This is a genomic window from Agarivorans sp. OAG1 (assembly GCF_037076485.1).
GTDB classification, from domain to species: Bacteria; Pseudomonadota; Gammaproteobacteria; order Enterobacterales; family Celerinatantimonadaceae; genus Agarivorans; species Agarivorans albus.
The window spans coordinates 337,510-354,172 of record NZ_AP028990.1; the positions used below are offsets into that span (position 1 = coordinate 337,510).

Below are 16,663 nucleotides of genomic sequence, written 5' to 3' on the forward strand. Positions count from 1 at the left end.
AGGCCTTAGTGTCTGACACCCCGCACATGGAAGGGGTAGAAGGTTGGCAGTTACCTTACATGTTTGCCAAAACTTACGGCGTAATGCTAGAGAAAAAGCAAGACGCTTGGCAGGTCTATCATAACTCTAAGGTGGAGTTAGAAGCCTTATTAGAAATTCGTCGAGTACTACAGCAAACATTCTCTTGCGAAGAACTGTCTGATGAAGAGTTTGAACAGCGCCTTACCGAAGGTTATCAGCGAGATTCATCGCAAGCTCGTCAGTTAATGGAAGATATCGGCAACGATATGGACTTCTATACCTTGGCCGAAGAGCTCCCAGAAAACGAAGACTTATTAGAAACCGAAGACGATGCGCCAATCATTAAATTGATTAACGCCATGTTAGGTGAAGCAATTAAAGAAGGGGCCAGTGATATTCACATTGAAACCTTTGAAGCGGCCTTAGTGATTCGTTTTCGTATTGACGGCGTATTGCGTGAAATTTTACGCCCGCACCGCAAGCTTGCCGCTTTGTTAGTTTCGCGTATTAAAGTAATGGCGCGTTTGGATATTGCTGAGAAACGGGTACCGCAAGATGGTCGTATTTCCTTGCGTATTGCCGGCCGTGCTGTAGATGTGCGGGTTTCAACTATGCCATCAAGTCATGGCGAGCGGGTTGTACTGCGTTTATTAGATAAAAACAATTCTCGCTTGAAGCTCGAAAGTCTAGGTTTGGCAGAAAACTACCGCGAAGTGATTAGCGAACTTCTGAAAAAACCACACGGTATTATCTTAGTTACCGGACCGACTGGCTCGGGTAAAAGTACTACCTTGTATGCAGGCCTTAACGACATTAATACTAAAGATCGGAACATTCTCACTGTAGAAGATCCGGTGGAATTTAATATTGAAGGCATCGGTCAAACCCAAGTTAATACCAAAGTTGATATGACTTTTGCGCGCGGCCTGCGGGCGATTCTTCGCCAAGACCCCGACGTAGTAATGATTGGTGAGATCCGTGACTTAGAAACCGCACAAATTGCGGTGCAAGCCAGTTTAACCGGTCACTTAGTATTATCTACTCTGCACACCAATACTGCGATAGGATCGGTAACCCGTTTGCGCGATATGGGGGTTGAACCGTTTTTATTATCATCGAGTTTATTGGCGGTGTTAGCGCAGCGTTTAGTACGTACTTTATGCCAAGATTGCTGCGAAGCTCATCTGGTAAGTGAGCACGAACACCAGCTATTAGGCATTGCTAAAGATGCTACGGTGTATCGCCCTGTAGGCTGTGAAAGCTGCAACAATACTGGCTATCGTGGCCGAACCGGTATTCATGAGTTATTGCCGGTTACCGATGAAGTGCGCGATATGATTCATTCTGGTAGCAGCGAACAAGAAATTGAGAATGCAGTGCGCTCTAGTTGCCCAAGCATCCGACAAGATGGGGTAAATAAAGTGCTGAAGGGCATTACTAGCCTAGAAGAAGTATTGCGAGTCACCCGCGAAGGATAGTTAGTGTAATGCCGGCATTTGAGTATCAAGCCTTTAATAAAAAGGGCAAAAAATCTAACGGAGTTCATGAAGCGGAATCGGCGCGTCAGGTTCGCGCTCATCTGCGTGAGCAAGGCTTAACGCCACTTAAAATTGAACAAGTGGCGGAGCGTGCGCAAAAAGCCAGCGCTGGTTTTCGCTTACGAAGCAAAGTGAGCACCTCAGATTTAGCCCTATTAACTCGCCAGCTAGCAACCTTAGTTGCAGCAGCTATGCCCATTGAAGAGTCGCTTAAGGCGGTAGCTCAGCAGTGTGATAAACCTAAACTCAAAAGCATTATTCTTGGCGTGCGCTCCAAAGTTGTAGAAGGTTACAGCTTGGCCGATAGCATGGCCGAATTCCCCGACGTATTCGAAAAACTGTATTGCGCCATGGTGGCTGCAGGCGAAAAATCAGGCCACCTAGACAAAGTGCTTGATCGCTTAGCTGATTACACCGAGCAGCGCCAAGCGATGCGCATGAAAACCATGCAAGCCTTAATCTACCCAGCAGTGCTTACCTTTGTGTGTTTAGGTGTTATTGCGATTTTGTTGGTGTCGGTAGTACCTAAGGTAGTGGCTCAGTTTGAACATATGGGGCAAGAGTTGCCTAACGCCACCAAGTTTTTGATTTATGTAAGTGAACTAGTGAGTGATTATGGGCTGTTCTTCTTAATTGGCGGCATGCTGGCGATGGTGGTTTGGCAGCGTTTGTTACAGAAAGACAGCATAAGAATGAAATGGCACCAGCGAATTTTAGGCATGCCAGTGGTTGGTAAAGTGAGCAAAGGGCTTAATACCGCGCGCTTTGCTAGAACCTTAAGTATTTTGAATGCCAGTGCCGTGCCTTTGTTAGAAGGTATGGGCATTGCCGGTGAAGTACTCACCAATGATTATGCACGTGCCCAAGTATTGGATGCCGCCTCTAAAGTACGCGAAGGCGGCAGTTTGCACTCTTCACTCGAAGCCACCAAATTGTTCCCACCGATGATGCTACATATGATCGCCAGTGGTGAGCGTTCTGGGGAATTGGAAGGAATGTTAGAACGCGCGGCCGACAACCAAGACCGTCAGTTCGAAACGCAAGTGAACATAGCATTAGGGATATTCGAGCCTGCCTTGATCGTCACCATGGCGGGTATCGTGCTATTTATCGTAATGGCAATTCTATTGCCGATTTTGGAACTTAATAACATGGTGGGGCTATAGCACCTACCGGTATTTCGGAGTAAGTAACATGCAAAAGTCGATGCACACTCAAGCAACTAGCCGAGGTTTTACCTTGCTAGAAGTGATGGTGGTGATTGTAATTCTAGGTATTTTGGCCGGTTTAGTTGTTCCTAACTTATTAGGTAACAAAGAAAAAGCCGATATTCAAAAGGCAAAAACCGATATTATCGCTCTAGAAAATGCCTTAGACATGTACCGCTTGGATAACTCGCGTTACCCCACTACAGAGCAAGGCCTAGAAGCCTTGGTGACTAAACCAAGCTCTAGCCCAGAGCCACGTAACTACCCAGAAGATGGCTACTTACGTCGTCTACAAAAAGACCCATGGGGTAATGACTACATTCTAATTAGCCCAGGCGAAAAGGGCCGTATTGATATTTTCAGCGCCGGCTTAGACGGTGAAGAAGGTACCAATGACGATATTGGTAACTGGAACTTAGATCAGTAAATTGATGAGGCCTCGCTTAACTCATCACAATCGCCAGCAAGGTTTTACTTTGCTGGAGGTTATTTTGGTATTGCTATTAATGTCGATGGGTATCTATTCGGTTGTTATGTCAGTATCGGGTTCGAGCGAGCAAAAAATTGTAGAGCAGCAAGCCAAGCGTTTAGCCGCTCTTGTTCAATATGCCCAAGAGCAGGCGCTGCTTACTGGCTATGATTATGGCGTTTACAGTGATGCCGAAAAGTACCAGTTTGTGCGGATGGAGAAACAACGCTGGGTAAAACTTAATGACCGAATATTTAAAGAAAAAGTATTTGAAGAACCGTATTTTCTAGAGTTAAGCCTAGAAAATGTGGAGCTCGAAGAACAAGGTTATGGCAGTGGAACCTTAGGTTTTGAAGGTGATGGTTTGTTTGAAAAAGACTTCATCACCGAGGAAGTTGAACAAACCATAGTGCCGCAAGTACTGCTGTTAAGTAGTGGTGAAGTGACGCCCTTTAAACTGGTGTTTGCTTATGAAGATAGCCTTAATCGCTGGCAAGTAAGCAGTGATGATTTAGGTCAGCTCACCATCGCTCGAGATCAAGAGCAATGAACAAGCAACGGGGTATGACCTTACTAGAAGTGATGGTGGCCTTAGCGGTGCTAGCCATTGCTGGTACGGCTGTTATGAAAAGTGCCTCAGAAAACTTGCGCAGTTTATCTTACATTCAAGATAAAACCTTTGCCCTATGGATTGCCGACAATCAAATGGCCGAGCTTAAGCTCAGTAAGACCTGGCCCGGCACGTCTAGTCGAAAAGGAACCACCAAATTTGGCGATACTGATTGGCATTGGCGCTCTCAAGGGGTAGCCACTGGCGATCCTAATTTTGTGGCAGTGACTATTTCGGTTTATCGCAATGCCGAGGAAAAAGCTGCCTTGGCCGAAATAACCAGTTATGTGAGCCGTTGATGAAGCAGCGCGGTTTTACTTTATTAGAAATGCTGGTGGCAATTGTTATTTTTGCTTTGCTTACTATGGCTGCTTACCAAGTTTTGCAAGGGGTTATGCGTAGCGATGAGATTTCGCAGCGCCATGGCGAGAGCCTACAAGCCTTGCAACGCGCGATGTTTTTTATGCAGCGCGATTTTACTCAGCTGGCACCGCGTTCGGTGAGAGATGAAACCGAAGAACAGCGCCCCTTAATCATAGCTGAGAAGTATTTGTTAGAAAGCGATGACATGGGCATAGAAATGCTGGTGTTAGGCTGGCGTAATCCGCAGTCGGTGATTCGTCGTTCGCAACTGCAACGCGTAGCTTATTTACTAAAAGACGAAAAACTGATTAAACGCTTTTACAACCATCCAGATGCCGTTGTGGGTTACGAACCACGCGAGATGGTGTTGCTTAGCGATGTTGAAGAACTCAATTTCCGTTTTCATGGTTCCAGTGGTTGGAGCCAGCAGGTGTCAGATAGCAACCAACTGCCGCGTGCGGTAGAAGTGACCTTGCGGCATAAAGATTATGGTGAATTACGCAGGGTGTTTTTAAGCCCAGAAGGCAGCCGCGCGGCGGTTGCCAGTCAGGCTCAAGAAGACGCCAATCGTAACACCAACCAAGGTGGTAGTGATTCGGGCACCAATAATGGCAACAATAACTCTGGCAGCCAACCTGATCCGGACGGCTCATGATGCAGAGTATTCATGCTTGCCCTCAGCGCCAACGTGGCGTAGCACTGCTTACCGTAATGCTAATTTTGGCGGTAATGGTTGTGGTGGCTGCGCAGTTTAGTCAGCGCCTACAACTCGATTTAGCTAGAGCGACTAACTTGCAGCATTCGCTGCGCTCAAACTGGATGCTATCAGGCGCCGAAGCTTTTGCCTTAAAGGTGATAAAGCAAGATTTAGAAGATGATGATCGGGTGCACCTTGGCCAATATTGGGCCACCGAAGGCATGGTGTTCCCGGTTGAAGATTCGGTGATTAAAGGTCACATTGTTGATATGCAGGCCTGTTTTAATCTAAATGCTCTAGGGCAACCGAATAAAACTGACGGGCAACCGCCTAAAGTGGCTGATCAGTTTATTGGCTTGTTGGTGGCAGTTGGTGTTGATGCCTATAGCGCCGAGCAAATAACTGATGCAACTAGGGATTGGATTGACGCAGATACTATACCGCTGCCACAAGGTGCAGAAGACGGTGTATATGAAGGTTTAAACCCGTCTTACCTGCCAGCGAATATGCCGATGGTAGATAAAAGTGAGTTTAGAGCGGTTTATGGTGTTACTGCAGGAATATATCGCCGGGTTGCACCTTTTATCTGTGCGATACCTGAAACTGGGTTAGCGGTAAATGTGAATACTGTAGCTGCCGACCAGCCGCAACTTTTAGAAGCGCTATTTTATCCTGATCTGGATAACACCGGCGCACTGCAGGTCTTGAATGACCGTCCCGATGAGGGGTATCGTACCTTGGATGAGATGATGACTCATCCAGCGTTAGCGGGGATCCCGCTTACCCAGCCGGGTTTACAGCAAACATTGGCCTTGCAATCGAACTACTTTAAGGCGCAATTGTTAGTGGAAAATGAACAAGGACAAGCACAAATGACCAGTGTTATTCAGCGCAGTGGTACTTCTGATCTTAAAGTGATTAGACGCTCTTACGGAGACCAACTGTGAACGAACAACTCATCATTCGCCTGCCGAGCACCGGCAAAGAAGTTATCAACTGGATGGTTTGGTCCGACAGCGAGCAGGAGCTTATTGCTGCCGGTGAATTGGCCAGTAGCGCCGAGTTAGGTTTACTTCAGGAAAAGGCCGAACAGCGCCGAGTTATCGTATTAATTCCGGCCAGTGATATTAGCCAGCACCGCTTAGATTTACCTAAGTCGGCACAGCGCTCATGGCAGCAGGTTGCGCCTTTTATGCTCGAAGAGCAGTTGGCACAAGATCCCGACAGTCTACATATTTGCTTGCTCGAAAAAGGCAAAGATAGCATTGATGTTGCCTGCGTAAGCCATCAGCAAATGGAAAGCTGGCTAGACATGCTTGAAACTGCTGGCATAGAAAGCCAAACCTGGTGTGTTGATGCTCTATGTTTACCTGAAGCCGAAGAAGGCCAAGCAACAGCCATTCAGCTTAACCAACAATGGTTGTTGCGCTTCTTTGATGGCCGAGTAATGAGCATAGATGAAGCGTGGTTCGCCACTGCTTTCCCACTTATTGCAAAGCAGTATCCCGAACTTGTCATTCAGCATTACAGCCCGGCTGCTAAGCTCGAAAATGATACCGTTGAATGGCAGGCTCGAGCACCGGAACTGCCGATGAAGCTATTAAGTGATGGTGCTAAAAAAGCCAAGCTTAATTTGTTACAAGGGCCGTATGCTGCGGCTAACCCTCTTGCTCAACTTTGGTTGCAATGGCGAAAAGTGGCCATTGCTGCAGGAGTGTGTTTTGTATTGGCCTTGGCCTATCAGCTTATTGATACCCACAAAACAGAACAACAAATAGCCAGTGTAGATGAAAACATTCGAACCGTTTACAAAAGGGTATTTCCTGAGGTTTCACGCGTTCGTGATAGCCGTATCCGTAGTGACTTTCGTAAAGCACTTGCAGGAATTGGCGAGGCCCCAGAGCAAGACTTTTTGAAGATGATGATTCATCTGTCTACTGCTTTTGATAAAAACAAAGATCTTAATCCGATTAGCCTGCGCTATGACCATAAAAAGGGTGAAATACGCTTGCAGGCGCAAGCTAAAAACTTCCAAACCTTTGAGCAGTTTCGTCAGTCGGTTAAACCTTTTGAGAGTGAGCAAGGTACCTTGAGCAACAAAGCGGGTGCGGTGGTCGGCACTTTAGTCATAAGGAACGCGTCATGAAGCAGTGGTGGCAAAGTTTAAATAAGCGTGAACAAAACCTGGTTACGGCTGCCGCGGTATTAGTGGCGATAGCCGTTTTGTATTGGGGCATTTGGTCACCAATAGCCGGTGCTAATGCTCAAGCTAAACAGCGCTTGGCTAGCCAGCAGCAAACTTTAGAGTGGGCCCAGCAGCAAGGCTCCGTGATTATTGCTAATGGTCGTCCTCAACAAACTAGCAGTGAAGTAAAAGTAAGCCAGGCCGTGAGTAGTTCGGCTCGCCAGCAGCGCATTACTATCAGCCGCATTCAACCTAAAGGTGATGAGGTAGAGGTGTGGATTGAAAGTGTGCCGTTTAATCAATTAATGACTTGGTTAAAAATGCTGAGCCAACGCTATGGCATTATTGTTGAAAACGTAGATTTAGATGAAGGTAAACAAGAGGGCATTGTTGGTGTTCGACGTTTACGTTTAGGAAAAGCTGAATGAAGAAGTACCTCGCTTTAGCGCTATTACTTATATTGGTGTATTTGGTTAGTTTGGTAGCTACCACGCCCCTGGCTGTGGTACTAAATTATGCACCGTTACCAAAGGGCATTGCGCTTAACCACCCCAGCGGTAGCATATGGAATGGCAAGTTAATCAGTGTTGATACGCCAAACTTAAGCCTAAACCAAGTAAATTGGCAGTTGAAACCAAGCGCCTTGTTGTTGGGGCGAATTGCTGCTGACGTGCAGCTTGGTAATGGCCAAGAGCTACATGGAGAAGGGCAAGTAGGTTTGAGCTTTTCCGGTTGGTATGCCAAAGATTGGCAATTAGAAGCCCCTGCCAGTTGGGTGGTTGAACAGGTGCCAATGCCGCTGCCCTTATCTATTGAAGGTGATATTCAATTAAACCTTGCCGAAGCTAGCCAAGGCAGCCCCTGGTGTGAGCAATTAGCAGGGCAACTGTTTTGGCTAGGGCCGTTAATTGGTACCCCATTAGGTGAATTACGCTTAGATAACGCAAATGCAGAACTAAGCTGTAATGAAGGGCAACCTACTATTCAGCTCAACCATAGCGACCCTCAGCTTGAGCTGGAATTGCTAGCCTCTGTTGGACAGCCTAATTGGTTGGCCGAAGGCAAAATTAAAGCGGGTGCGGAAATGCCCCAAACCATGAGTGGTAACCTTAAGTACATAGGCCGCCCAGACCCCCAAGGCTTTTATCGCTTTAAGCAACAAGGCCGCCTGCCTCGCTAAAGTAAAAGCTAGCTCTTAGAGCTAGCTTTTTTGTTTGCTTAATCCTGCTAGCCTAATAGCTCTTTAGTAAAGTGATGGTAGTCATCAATAGACGGAAAGTGGGTAAATTCTTTACTGGCTTGCTTCGAGTCTGGATTATTGATCCCCAACAGATATTTAATGCCAAACTTGCTGGCTTGATCGAGCACGGTCTCGTTGTCGTCAATAAACAAAGTACGTTCTGGGTCAAAGGGGTGGTGCTCTATTAAAGCCTGCCAAAGCTTGGGATCTTCTTTGGGATAACCAAACTGGTGGGCACTAAACAAGGTATCAAGGTATTGGTCTAGGCCGGTTACTTTAATTTTGGTAGTTAGTCCGTCGGGGTGACAGTTAGTTAGCAATATCCGTTTTTTTCCAGTTGTAGCTAGTGCTTCTAAAAAGGGTTTTACATCGTCTCGCCACTGAATTTTATGCTCAACTTCTGTTTTCAAGTTGCGAATATCAATATTGGTTTTATTGCTCCAATAATCGAAGCAATACCAATCTAGAGTGCCGGATACGGTTTCGTAGTCGGCGAACAAACGCTCGCGCGCCTCGTCTAAACTCAGGTTATTTTGGTGAGCGAAGGAGATAGGCAGATAGTGCATCCAGAAGTAATTATCGTAATGCAGATCTAATAAAGTGCCATCCATATCTAATAAAACGGTATCGATTTTAGTCCAGTCAAACATTCTTAGTCGCTAATCCTTGAGTGCTTCTAACAGCAATGTAACAATGACATTAAGTTAATGATAGCAGGAAGATAGATGAGCAAGCATCATCCGCCTCGATTATTAGACAGCGCCATTGCTGCCGAAAGTCGTTTCTTCAAAATTGAAGAATTACACCTCGAGTTTAGCAACGGCGAACGACGGATTTATGAACGCTTAGTGGGATCAGGGCAGGGTGCGGTAATGGTATTGCCAATTACCGAACAAAATGAACTGCTGCTAATTAGTGAATATGCCGCCGGAACAGAGCGTTATGAACTAGGCTTTGTTAAAGGCTTGGTCGATCGTGGTGAAGCTGCTATTGATGCCGCTAATCGTGAATTACAAGAAGAAGTGGGATTTAAAGCACAAGATTTGCAACTACTCACCGAGTTATCGGTAGCACCGGGATATTTCTCTAGTCATATGTCGGTGTATGTAGCGCAGGGTTTGCAGCCCAGTGTGTTGGAAGGCGATGAGCCAGAACCCTTAGAAGTGATAAAGCTACCACTTGATGAGATAGATAATTTGTACGCAAATCCGGCCTTTTCTGAAGCGCGTAGTGTTGCGTCATTGCTACTCCTTGAGAAATGGTTAAAGCAGAACAAGGTGAGAAGTATATAGGATGATAGACCCTGCTAGTGTGTTGTCAGAGGTGATTGAAATTGCTCGTGGTGCTGGCGAAATTATTCGTAAAATCTATGAAGAAGGTGATTTTGTTAGCGAAGTAAAAGATGATGCTACGCCGGTAACCTCGGCGGATTATGCTGCGCATCATTTCATTATGGACGCACTTAGCAAGCTTACCCCAGAGATCCCGATTTTATCTGAAGAACAAGCCGATATTAGCTTAGCGGACAGAGAAGCTTGGCAATGTTATTGGTTAGTTGACCCGCTTGATGGTACTCAAGAGTTTGTTTCTGGTAGTGGCGATTTTGCCACCGAGATTGCCTTAGTCCAAAATAACCAACCAGTGCTTGGCGTGGTGTACGGACCCATTGTGCAAATCTTGTATGCTGCGGTAAAAGGCCACGGCGCCTTTAAGGAGCAAAACGGTACACGTACTTCAATAAAAAGTCGCCATTACCCTGATAAGCCGGAGCATATTCGAGTAGCGACGAGCCGCGTTCAGCGTCCAGCTTTACTGCAGGCAATATTAAACTGTAACTATCATTACAAGTTGTACCCACTAGGCAGTGCCAGTTTAAAAAGTTGCATGGTGGCGGAAGGTGCAGCCGATTGTTATATACGGGTAGGGCCAACCGGCGAGTGGGATACTGGTGCCCCGCAGGTTATTTTGCAAGAAGCAGGCGGTACCTTGTTAGATTTGCATCTACGCGAGCTAAGCTACAACCAAAGAGAATCTTTAGAAAACCCTAACTTTATCTCTTTGGGCGATCCACAATTACCGTGGCGCGACATATTAAAAAATCCCAGTTAGTGGGCACAAAGCTAAACAAGCAAGCCTTGGCCGCTTTAAACTCGTTTAGCTAACAACTCGGACACATCTGGCTAATATTCGTTTTTACAATGGTTTAACCTCAAGGTAATAGCGGGTATAATTTTGCCAATAATGACAAGGATGCCTAATACTGCGGTCAGTAGGCACGATGAGGAGAGATAAGGGTGAAGCTTTTGAACTGGAAAACACTGGTACTATCTATTTGCTTAACAATTGTGCCGAATGCTTTTGCGGCTGATATGTCTGATGAGGCGATTGCCGAGCGTATTAAGCCAGTGGGTGAAGTTTATCTCGATGGCGAGTTAGAAGTTGCCAAAGCACCTGCTGCTTCAAGCGGCCCTCGTGCTGGCGACGCGGTATACAACACTTTCTGTACTGCCTGTCACAGTACTGGCGCAGCGGGCGCACCGAAGAAAGGCGATAGCGCTGCTTGGGCGCCACGTATTGCCCAAGGCGATCAAACTATGTTCGACCATGCTTGGAAGGGCTTTAACGCAATGCCAGCAAAAGGTACTTGTGGCGACTGTAGCGAAGATGAAATTAAAGCGGCTATTGCTTACATGATTGAGTAAGCGAACGCTTAAATCAAAAAACACCACGCATTGCGTGGTGTTTTTGTTTGTACTGCAAAATGATAGCTGCTTAAGTGCTTAACTGTTTTTTCGGCGGCGTTGGCGCTTCTTAGCTTTTTGCAACTCTTCCACCATCTTTTTACGCTCTTCTTTTTCTGCCACAATTTTAGCGGTTTCTACTTTCTCTACCGCAATCATTTCAGGCGTTTCTAGGGTGATACGACCAATGGTGGCATCGCGTAATTCATTAAGAATAATGGTGGCTGCTTTAACATAATCAACTTGTCCGCCGCGCACTAAACAGCCTCGTTTACGACCAATCTCTTCCATTAATACAACTTCAGATTCAGGTAGTTCTTCGAGTTTATAACGTGCCTTAAGCTGCTCTGGGTAGGCTTGTAACAAGTACTCACAGGCGAAGGCGGCAACATCATCGTATTCCATAGCGGTGTCTTTAACTGCACCGGTGGCTGCTAAGCGGTAACCGCTGGCTACGTTATCGAACTTTGGCCACAAAATACCCGGTGTATCCGAGAGGATAATATTGCCATCTAAGCGGATCCGCTGTTGCGCCTTAGTTACAGCTGGCTCGTTGCCGGTTTTGGCTATTTGGCGGCCGGCTAAGGCATTAATTAAGGTAGACTTACCAACGTTAGGAATACCACATATCATGGTGTGAATAGGTTTATCTACGCCGCCTTTGTTAGGCAACATGCTTCGGCACAGCTTAAGTAAGTCTTGGGTTTGATTACCTTGAATGGTGCATAGAGGGATCGCTTTTACACCTTGCTCTTGTTCAAAGTATTCTTGCCAAAGGGCAGTAGTTTTGGGGTCGGCTAAGTCGCTTTTATTCAGAACCTTTATACAAGGCTTGTCGCCACGCAGGCTAGCTACCATTGGGTTTTCGCTGCTGTAGGGAATACGCGCATCCAATACTTCGATGATTAAATCGATTTTAGGCATCACTTCTTTAATTTGTTTTTGGGCCTTGTGCATATGCCCTGGATACCATTGAATAGCCATTTTATCCCACCTCAACTGCGTAATTGGCGCTCATTGTACTTGCTAAATTGTTAAAGTGTAGCGCTTTGTGATCGAACTATTAGTTCATATGGCTCTATTTCAGTACATTTATTAAGCGGATAGATAAAATCTTTCAGTATTCTTTGCAACTAGCTGCTATGGTTTTAGCATCGATTAATTCAACTGCTGGTTTGTTATCGCTAGCAGTGTAAAAGGACAATCTTAGGGAAGAGATAATGTCTAGCAGTGAACTACCTAGTGATATTGATTTGGAACTTCAGCAGCCGGTGGAGCAGCAAACATCTGCCAATCATCGTTCCGGCATCAGCTTACAAGCTCGCTATGAGCATCATAAAGCTCGTCATAAGCATTATAAAAAAGGCTACAAACACCTTCGCCGCTATCGTTGGATTAGCCTTGGTTTAGGCATTGTGAGTTTTAGTGCAGTATTCTCTTTGATGGCAGTGTTACCCACTTACAATGAAGTAAAAAATGATTATGACGATAGTTTGGCCGAGCTCAAAATCATTGAAGATCAAAATCGCCAGCTCAAGGAAGCTTTGTTGATTGAGCGCCGCAATAACTTTGATTTGAATAAAGAGAATCATCCAGAGCTACGAATTTTCGCCTTTAATACGCTGATTGCCACTGACCAAAGCAATATACGCTCGGCTTTTTTTGAAGCCTCTGACGATATGGGTAAAAAAGTGGCAATTAGTTATCAGTTATTGGCCGAAGGCCCCCTTGAGCAGGCTTTAGCACTAGTGCTTATTGATCAAACTGGTCAGCAAGTTTTCCAACATACTATTGATTTTGGGGAAGTGCCTCCGAAGCAAGGTGAGTCTTTAACTGTGGAAAGCACTATCAATCTAGATAAAAATTTAGATGTTCGTTACTTTAGAATTGTTGAACTGACTGAAGAATAGGCCGTTAGCTGGCCGAGTTAATAAGAGGAGCTTAATGCTCCTTTTTTGTTGCCTATTAAGCGCTATACTGCCAGCAAATCGATTAACTTTGCTGTGAGGGCAAGTATGTATATCAGCGATAAATTTGATAGTGGCAATATTCGTGTTGTAGAGCTCAATGATCCTCAAAATATTCAACTAGAGATAAAGCACGATAATCAATCTGAGTTCTTCCAGTGGTTTCACTTTCGTTTTGAAGGGCCGTTGGAGCAACAATATCGTTTTTCTCTGCTCAACGCGGGCCAATCTGCCTACGCTAAAGGCTGGCAAGGTTATCAAGTTGTCGCCTCTTACGACCGTGAAGAGTGGTTTAGAATTGATACCGACTTTGATGGCGAGCAATTACACTTCTCTTTGCTATTGGAGCAGCCTAGCGTTTATTTTGCCTACTTCGCGCCTTACAGTTATGAGCGCCATCAGGATTTACTGCATACCATGCAGCAGGATTATCGGGTAAACCTCACAACCTTAGGGCAAACCTTAGATGGCCGAGATATGAGTTTGCTTAGTGTAGGCGATGCTGAGAACGCTAAACATAAAGTTTGGGTGATTGCCCGTCAGCACCCGGGTGAAACCATGGCCGAATGGTTTGTTGAAGGCTTGTTAGGCAATTTGCTGGACCAAGACAATCCCCTAGCAATGAAGCTGTTAGAAGACACCGTGTTTTATGTGGTGCCTAATATGAACCCCGATGGTTCGGTTCGTGGGCATTTAAGAACCAACGCTGTGGGGGCTAACCTAAACCGAGAATGGCAGAATCCTACTATGGAGCGCAGCCCCGAAGTGTTTCTAGTGAGAGAGAAAATGCTCGAGCTAGGTGGAGACTTGTTTTTAGATATTCATGGCGATGAAGATTTACCCTATAACTTTGTAGCGGGATGTGAAGGTATTCCTTCTTACAATGAGCGCCATAAACTGCTCGAAGACACCTTTAAAGAGGCGTTTATGGCAATATCTCCTGATTTTCAAGATACCCATGGTTATGCTAAAGACGAGCCTGGACAGGCTAACTTAACTATTGCGGCGGCTTGGTTAGGCGAACAGTTTAAAACCCTGTCTTACACCATCGAAATGCCTTTTAAAGACAATGCCGACATGCCCGACGAAGCCTTTGGCTGGTCGCCGGAGCGCGCAATGCAGCTAGGTTGCGATGTATTATTCCCAATAAAGCAAACTCTAGCCAAGCTTTAAATAGACTATGAGCACCTGGCTAGTAGCTGGGTGCTTGTCGGCTTTTTTTACACTGTTTACTTGCGATAAATCATCACACCAATCATCTTTTCTCGGCTTTGTTCATTGATAGGCCATCAAATTGTGAGCAAGCTCACTAAGCATCTATCTAATGTTTGTCAAATATCTATACAAATATAACTGTTTGATTTGTAAATAAATAATGACGTTAAATCTAACTCCATGAAAAGTATGTAGTTCCTTTCGTGGGAGCAATTTATGCATGCAAAGCTCATGTAACAGAACATCTAACAAACCGCATGGAGTGCTAAATGAGAATAATAAAAACAAGCATGGTTAGTATTGGCTTCGGTCTTTTGCTTTTAACGCAAACGGCGACAGCTACAGTGATGTATGACCAAAACGTAACTAACGATGTGATATTTGGAAGTGGTAATGCTAACGGTGCTTTTACTGTTGATCGACAAAATGGCATCGAGTTGGGCTTAAGAGCAAAGCTACGTTTTGACGAGTTTAATAACCCGCAGAATATTTTTAATAGCAACGGTGATGGTACTTACCAATTCGACAACATTGCACCTCCTACAGGCTTTGGTTTTGCACCGGGTTCTCTGGCTACCGCCATTTGGAATTTTGAATGGTCGATAAACAGCAACTTTGATGGTAGCGGTGGCACCTTAGATAGCCTTTCATATTTGTTAGAAATTGATTTTGACCCTAGCGCGGCCACTAACTTTATTGGCTTCGATCCGGTCAATGTATCGAACTCTGACAACGCTTTAGGCGATAACAGCACTGGCAATGGTGGAGGCTTGGTAGACCCAACTAATTACGCTAGTTTTCTCAGTGTGTATAACTTGGCGCAAAACTCATGGAACATGGAGTTTGCCCCTATCGATTTTGTTTCTACAGAAGTAGGTATATTTGATTTTGTATTAACCGCTTTTGGGCCGCAAGATGAGGTGCTAGCGCGTACTTCCATGCAGGTGATTAATGCCACAGTTGCAGAGCCGCAAACCTTGCTTATTACGTTGTTGTCATTAGCGGGTTTAGCGTGGATTAGACGTAAAACAAGCTAGTAAACATCAAAATAAAAAGGAGCTCAATAGAGCTCCTTTTTATTGCCTGTTTGGCTAATTTCTTAGCTAAGAAAGCTAATATAAGTTTGTAGCACGATCAGATTCACAATGTCGATGAAGAAAGCGCCGACAATAGGCACTACCATAAATGCTGGTGGTGAAGGCCCATTGCGAGACACTAGCGCACTCATGTTCATCACTGCCGTAGGGGTCGCACCTAAGCCAAAGCCACAATGCCCGCCAGCAATTACTGCAGAGTCATAACCTCCTCCCATAAACCGATAGCTAACATAGCTAGCAAACAGCGCGATCATAATGGTTTGGCAGAGCAAGATAATCAGTAGTGGTAAGGCTAAATCAAAAATCTCCCAGAGCCTTAAGCTCATTAAAGCCATCGACAAAAACAGCGATAAAGAGAGAGTGCCAAGTAAGTCGACGCATTCGTGGTTAATTTCATAGCGGCCACTAAACTCGCTGGCGTTGGCTATCAGTACCCCAAAAAATAAAGCGTATACAAAATCAGGCATTTTCAGCCAAGAGAGGGCAAGTTCGGTTTCCAGACCTTTGGCTATCTTGGCCATTACCACGCAAACCAGTAACAAAAATAGCACTTCGATCACTGATGTTGGGGTAACTAAATCTTCTTCTTTGCGGCTATAAGTGACTAAATCAGGGTGGGTTTTGTGATGGCTTTTTCCCTTAGAAAAGGGGGACTCTAGGTTTTTTTTGTTAATTAGCCGTTGACCAACAGGGCCACCGATAATTCCGCCCATCACTAATCCAAATGTAGCGGCGGCCATGGCAAACTCTAAGGTTTGAATATTGTATTCATCGGCAAAGATCTGGGACCATGCAGCCCCTGTTCCGTGCCCGCCTGAGAGCGTAATTGAACCGGCGAACAAACCCATCATAGGCTCTAAACCTAGCAAAGTGGCTAGTACTACACCTAAGCCGTTTTGCAGCACGATATACAGTGAAGCAATTGCCAAGAAAACAAAGACTTTCCTGCCGCCTTTAATCAATAATTTGTAGTTGGCGGCGAGGCCAATGGTTGCGAAGAACATTAGCATTAGGGTGTCTTGCAAGGGCAGCGCAAAACTAAGCTCAATACCGCGCATTTTAAGTACAGTTATTACAATGGCTACCACTAAGCCGCCCACAATTGGCTCTGGAATGTTGTACTTTTTAAGGATGGCCACATAGTGGCAAATAATGCGCCCGATAAACAATACGGTAAGGGCCACAAGAAAAGATTCCAGTTCTCCAACTGAATAAACAGTGTCCATACATTCAAAGCCTTACAAAGAAATCGACCTATTTATTTAGTGTAGTTGGCGGTTTGCTATGTGTGAGGATTTTATTGTTAACAATT

General features: G+C 45.3%; 19 protein-coding genes. 16 read left to right on the forward strand and 3 right to left on the reverse strand.

The features are described from left to right. Positions 1 to 26 precede the first annotated feature (26 nt). From gspE to OAG1_RS01605, 10 genes are read left to right on the forward strand one after another with little or no spacing between them, the layout of a single operon-like run. Positions 27 to 1,499: a type II secretion system ATPase GspE gene (gspE, locus tag OAG1_RS01560; RefSeq protein WP_040306654.1), complete on the forward strand. Its 1,473-nt coding sequence runs from the start codon at positions 27 to 29 to the stop codon at positions 1,497 to 1,499. Between the two features lie 8 nt (positions 1,500 to 1,507). Continuing rightward, positions 1,508 to 2,725 carry a type II secretion system inner membrane protein GspF gene (gene gspF, locus OAG1_RS01565; RefSeq protein ID WP_016399781.1) on the forward strand — a complete coding sequence of 406 codons (1,218 nt, stop codon included), beginning with the start codon at positions 1,508 to 1,510 and terminating at the stop codon, positions 2,723 to 2,725. 28 nt (positions 2,726 to 2,753) lie between these two features. Further along, complete coding sequence (gene gspG, locus OAG1_RS01570; RefSeq protein ID WP_016399780.1) at positions 2,754 to 3,194, forward strand: type II secretion system major pseudopilin GspG; 441 nt, start codon at positions 2,754 to 2,756, stop codon at positions 3,192 to 3,194. A 4-nt stretch (positions 3,195 to 3,198) separates the two neighbouring features. Continuing rightward, positions 3,199 to 3,786, forward strand: a complete 588-nt coding sequence (gene gspH / locus OAG1_RS01575; protein WP_338623393.1) for a type II secretion system minor pseudopilin GspH — start codon at positions 3,199 to 3,201, stop codon at positions 3,784 to 3,786. Beyond that, the gene (gene gspI, locus OAG1_RS01580; RefSeq protein WP_040306579.1) at positions 3,783 to 4,145 is read left to right on the forward strand and encodes a type II secretion system minor pseudopilin GspI; all 363 of its coding nucleotides are present in this window, start codon (positions 3,783 to 3,785) and stop codon (positions 4,143 to 4,145) included. Before gspH ends, gspI begins: the two co-directional genes overlap by 4 nt. Then, complete coding sequence (gene gspJ / locus OAG1_RS01585) at positions 4,145 to 4,864, forward strand: type II secretion system minor pseudopilin GspJ (protein ID WP_016399777.1); 720 nt, start codon at positions 4,145 to 4,147, stop codon at positions 4,862 to 4,864. Before gspI ends, gspJ begins: the two co-directional genes overlap by 1 nt. Next, on the forward strand, positions 4,861 to 5,853 hold the full coding sequence (gspK, locus tag OAG1_RS01590) for a type II secretion system minor pseudopilin GspK (protein ID WP_338623398.1): 993 nt from the start codon (positions 4,861 to 4,863) through the stop codon (positions 5,851 to 5,853). The genes gspJ and gspK overlap by 4 nt, the downstream gene beginning before the upstream one ends. Further along, positions 5,850 to 7,052, forward strand: coding sequence for a type II secretion system protein GspL (gspL, locus tag OAG1_RS01595; RefSeq protein ID WP_338623400.1), 1,203 nt, complete (start codon positions 5,850 to 5,852; stop codon positions 7,050 to 7,052). The genes gspK and gspL overlap by 4 nt, the downstream gene beginning before the upstream one ends. After that, positions 7,049 to 7,519, forward strand: a complete 471-nt coding sequence (locus OAG1_RS01600) for a type II secretion system protein M (RefSeq protein WP_152783621.1) — start codon at positions 7,049 to 7,051, stop codon at positions 7,517 to 7,519. Before gspL ends, OAG1_RS01600 begins: the two co-directional genes overlap by 4 nt. Continuing rightward, positions 7,516 to 8,271 carry a type II secretion system protein N gene (locus OAG1_RS01605; RefSeq protein ID WP_338623403.1) on the forward strand — a complete coding sequence of 252 codons (756 nt, stop codon included), beginning with the start codon at positions 7,516 to 7,518 and terminating at the stop codon, positions 8,269 to 8,271. The genes OAG1_RS01600 and OAG1_RS01605 overlap by 4 nt, the downstream gene beginning before the upstream one ends. A 47-nt stretch (positions 8,272 to 8,318) precedes the next feature. Here the strand turns inward: OAG1_RS01605 and yrfG are convergent, their stop codons facing one another. Continuing rightward, positions 8,319 to 8,981 (reverse strand): GMP/IMP nucleotidase, encoded by a 663-nt coding sequence (gene yrfG, locus OAG1_RS01610; protein ID WP_338623405.1) that lies wholly within the window; start codon positions 8,979 to 8,981, stop codon positions 8,319 to 8,321. Between the two features lie 75 nt (positions 8,982 to 9,056). Here yrfG and nudE point away from each other — a divergent pair, with 75 nt between their 5' ends. The 3 genes from nudE to OAG1_RS01625 all read left to right on the forward strand — a co-directional run bounded on the left by nudE (position 9,057) and on the right by OAG1_RS01625 (position 11,033). Then, positions 9,057 to 9,623, forward strand: a complete 567-nt coding sequence (nudE, locus tag OAG1_RS01615) for an ADP compounds hydrolase NudE (protein WP_016399771.1) — start codon at positions 9,057 to 9,059, stop codon at positions 9,621 to 9,623. A gap of 4 nt (positions 9,624 to 9,627) precedes the next feature. Next, on the forward strand, positions 9,628 to 10,440 hold the full coding sequence (gene cysQ, locus OAG1_RS01620; protein ID WP_338626408.1) for a 3'(2'),5'-bisphosphate nucleotidase CysQ: 813 nt from the start codon (positions 9,628 to 9,630) through the stop codon (positions 10,438 to 10,440). A 194-nt stretch (positions 10,441 to 10,634) separates the two neighbouring features. Beyond that, the gene (locus OAG1_RS01625) at positions 10,635 to 11,033 is read left to right on the forward strand and encodes a cytochrome c5 family protein (RefSeq protein WP_246612307.1); all 399 of its coding nucleotides are present in this window, start codon (positions 10,635 to 10,637) and stop codon (positions 11,031 to 11,033) included. Between the two features lie 78 nt (positions 11,034 to 11,111). Here OAG1_RS01625 and ylqF read toward each other — a convergent pair whose 3' ends face one another. Continuing rightward, a complete protein-coding gene (ylqF, locus tag OAG1_RS01630; RefSeq protein ID WP_338623410.1) occupies positions 11,112 to 12,056 on the reverse strand; it encodes a ribosome biogenesis GTPase YlqF in 945 nt (314 codons plus the stop codon). 236 nt (positions 12,057 to 12,292) lie between these two features. Here ylqF and OAG1_RS01635 point away from each other — a divergent pair, with 236 nt between their 5' ends. The 3 genes from OAG1_RS01635 (at position 12,293) to OAG1_RS01645 (ending at position 15,291) form a co-directional block, all read left to right on the forward strand. Continuing rightward, entirely contained in the window at positions 12,293 to 12,982 is a 690-nt protein-coding gene (locus OAG1_RS01635; RefSeq protein ID WP_338623412.1) for a hypothetical protein, read from the forward strand. 105 nt (positions 12,983 to 13,087) lie between these two features. Continuing rightward, positions 13,088 to 14,212, forward strand: a complete 1,125-nt coding sequence (locus OAG1_RS01640; protein WP_338623414.1) for a M14-type cytosolic carboxypeptidase — start codon at positions 13,088 to 13,090, stop codon at positions 14,210 to 14,212. 311 nt (positions 14,213 to 14,523) lie between these two features. Then, the gene (locus OAG1_RS01645) at positions 14,524 to 15,291 is read left to right on the forward strand and encodes a hypothetical protein (protein ID WP_152783604.1); all 768 of its coding nucleotides are present in this window, start codon (positions 14,524 to 14,526) and stop codon (positions 15,289 to 15,291) included. A gap of 62 nt (positions 15,292 to 15,353) precedes the next feature. Here OAG1_RS01645 and gltS read toward each other — a convergent pair whose 3' ends face one another. Continuing rightward, positions 15,354 to 16,577: a sodium/glutamate symporter gene (gene gltS / locus OAG1_RS01650; RefSeq protein ID WP_221075715.1), complete on the reverse strand. Its 1,224-nt coding sequence runs from the start codon at positions 16,575 to 16,577 to the stop codon at positions 15,354 to 15,356. Positions 16,578 to 16,663 lie beyond the last annotated feature (86 nt).

Coding starts and splice junctions, on each gene's coding strand:
- gspE (WP_040306654.1), top strand. CDS start 27: ATGGAAGGGGTAGAAGGTTGGCAGTTACCTTACATGTTTGCCAAAACT.
- gspF (WP_016399781.1), top strand. CDS start 1,508: ATGCCGGCATTTGAGTATCAAGCCTTTAATAAAAAGGGCAAAAAATCT.
- gspG (WP_016399780.1), top strand. CDS start 2,754: ATGCAAAAGTCGATGCACACTCAAGCAACTAGCCGAGGTTTTACCTTG.
- gspH (WP_338623393.1), top strand. CDS start 3,199: ATGAGGCCTCGCTTAACTCATCACAATCGCCAGCAAGGTTTTACTTTG.
- gspI (WP_040306579.1), top strand. CDS start 3,783: ATGAACAAGCAACGGGGTATGACCTTACTAGAAGTGATGGTGGCCTTA.
- gspJ (WP_016399777.1), top strand. CDS start 4,145: ATGAAGCAGCGCGGTTTTACTTTATTAGAAATGCTGGTGGCAATTGTT.
- gspK (WP_338623398.1), top strand. CDS start 4,861: ATGATGCAGAGTATTCATGCTTGCCCTCAGCGCCAACGTGGCGTAGCA.
- OAG1_RS01600 (WP_152783621.1), top strand. CDS start 7,049: ATGAAGCAGTGGTGGCAAAGTTTAAATAAGCGTGAACAAAACCTGGTT.
- OAG1_RS01605 (WP_338623403.1), top strand. CDS start 7,516: ATGAAGAAGTACCTCGCTTTAGCGCTATTACTTATATTGGTGTATTTG.
- yrfG (WP_338623405.1), bottom strand. CDS start 8,981: ATGTTTGACTGGACTAAAATCGATACCGTTTTATTAGATATGGATGGC.
- nudE (WP_016399771.1), top strand. CDS start 9,057: ATGAGCAAGCATCATCCGCCTCGATTATTAGACAGCGCCATTGCTGCC.
- ylqF (WP_338623410.1), bottom strand. CDS start 12,056: ATGGCTATTCAATGGTATCCAGGGCATATGCACAAGGCCCAAAAACAA.
- OAG1_RS01635 (WP_338623412.1), top strand. CDS start 12,293: ATGTCTAGCAGTGAACTACCTAGTGATATTGATTTGGAACTTCAGCAG.
- OAG1_RS01640 (WP_338623414.1), top strand. CDS start 13,088: ATGTATATCAGCGATAAATTTGATAGTGGCAATATTCGTGTTGTAGAG.
- OAG1_RS01645 (WP_152783604.1), top strand. CDS start 14,524: ATGAGAATAATAAAAACAAGCATGGTTAGTATTGGCTTCGGTCTTTTG.
- gltS (WP_221075715.1), bottom strand. CDS start 16,577: ATGGACACTGTTTATTCAGTTGGAGAACTGGAATCTTTTCTTGTGGCC.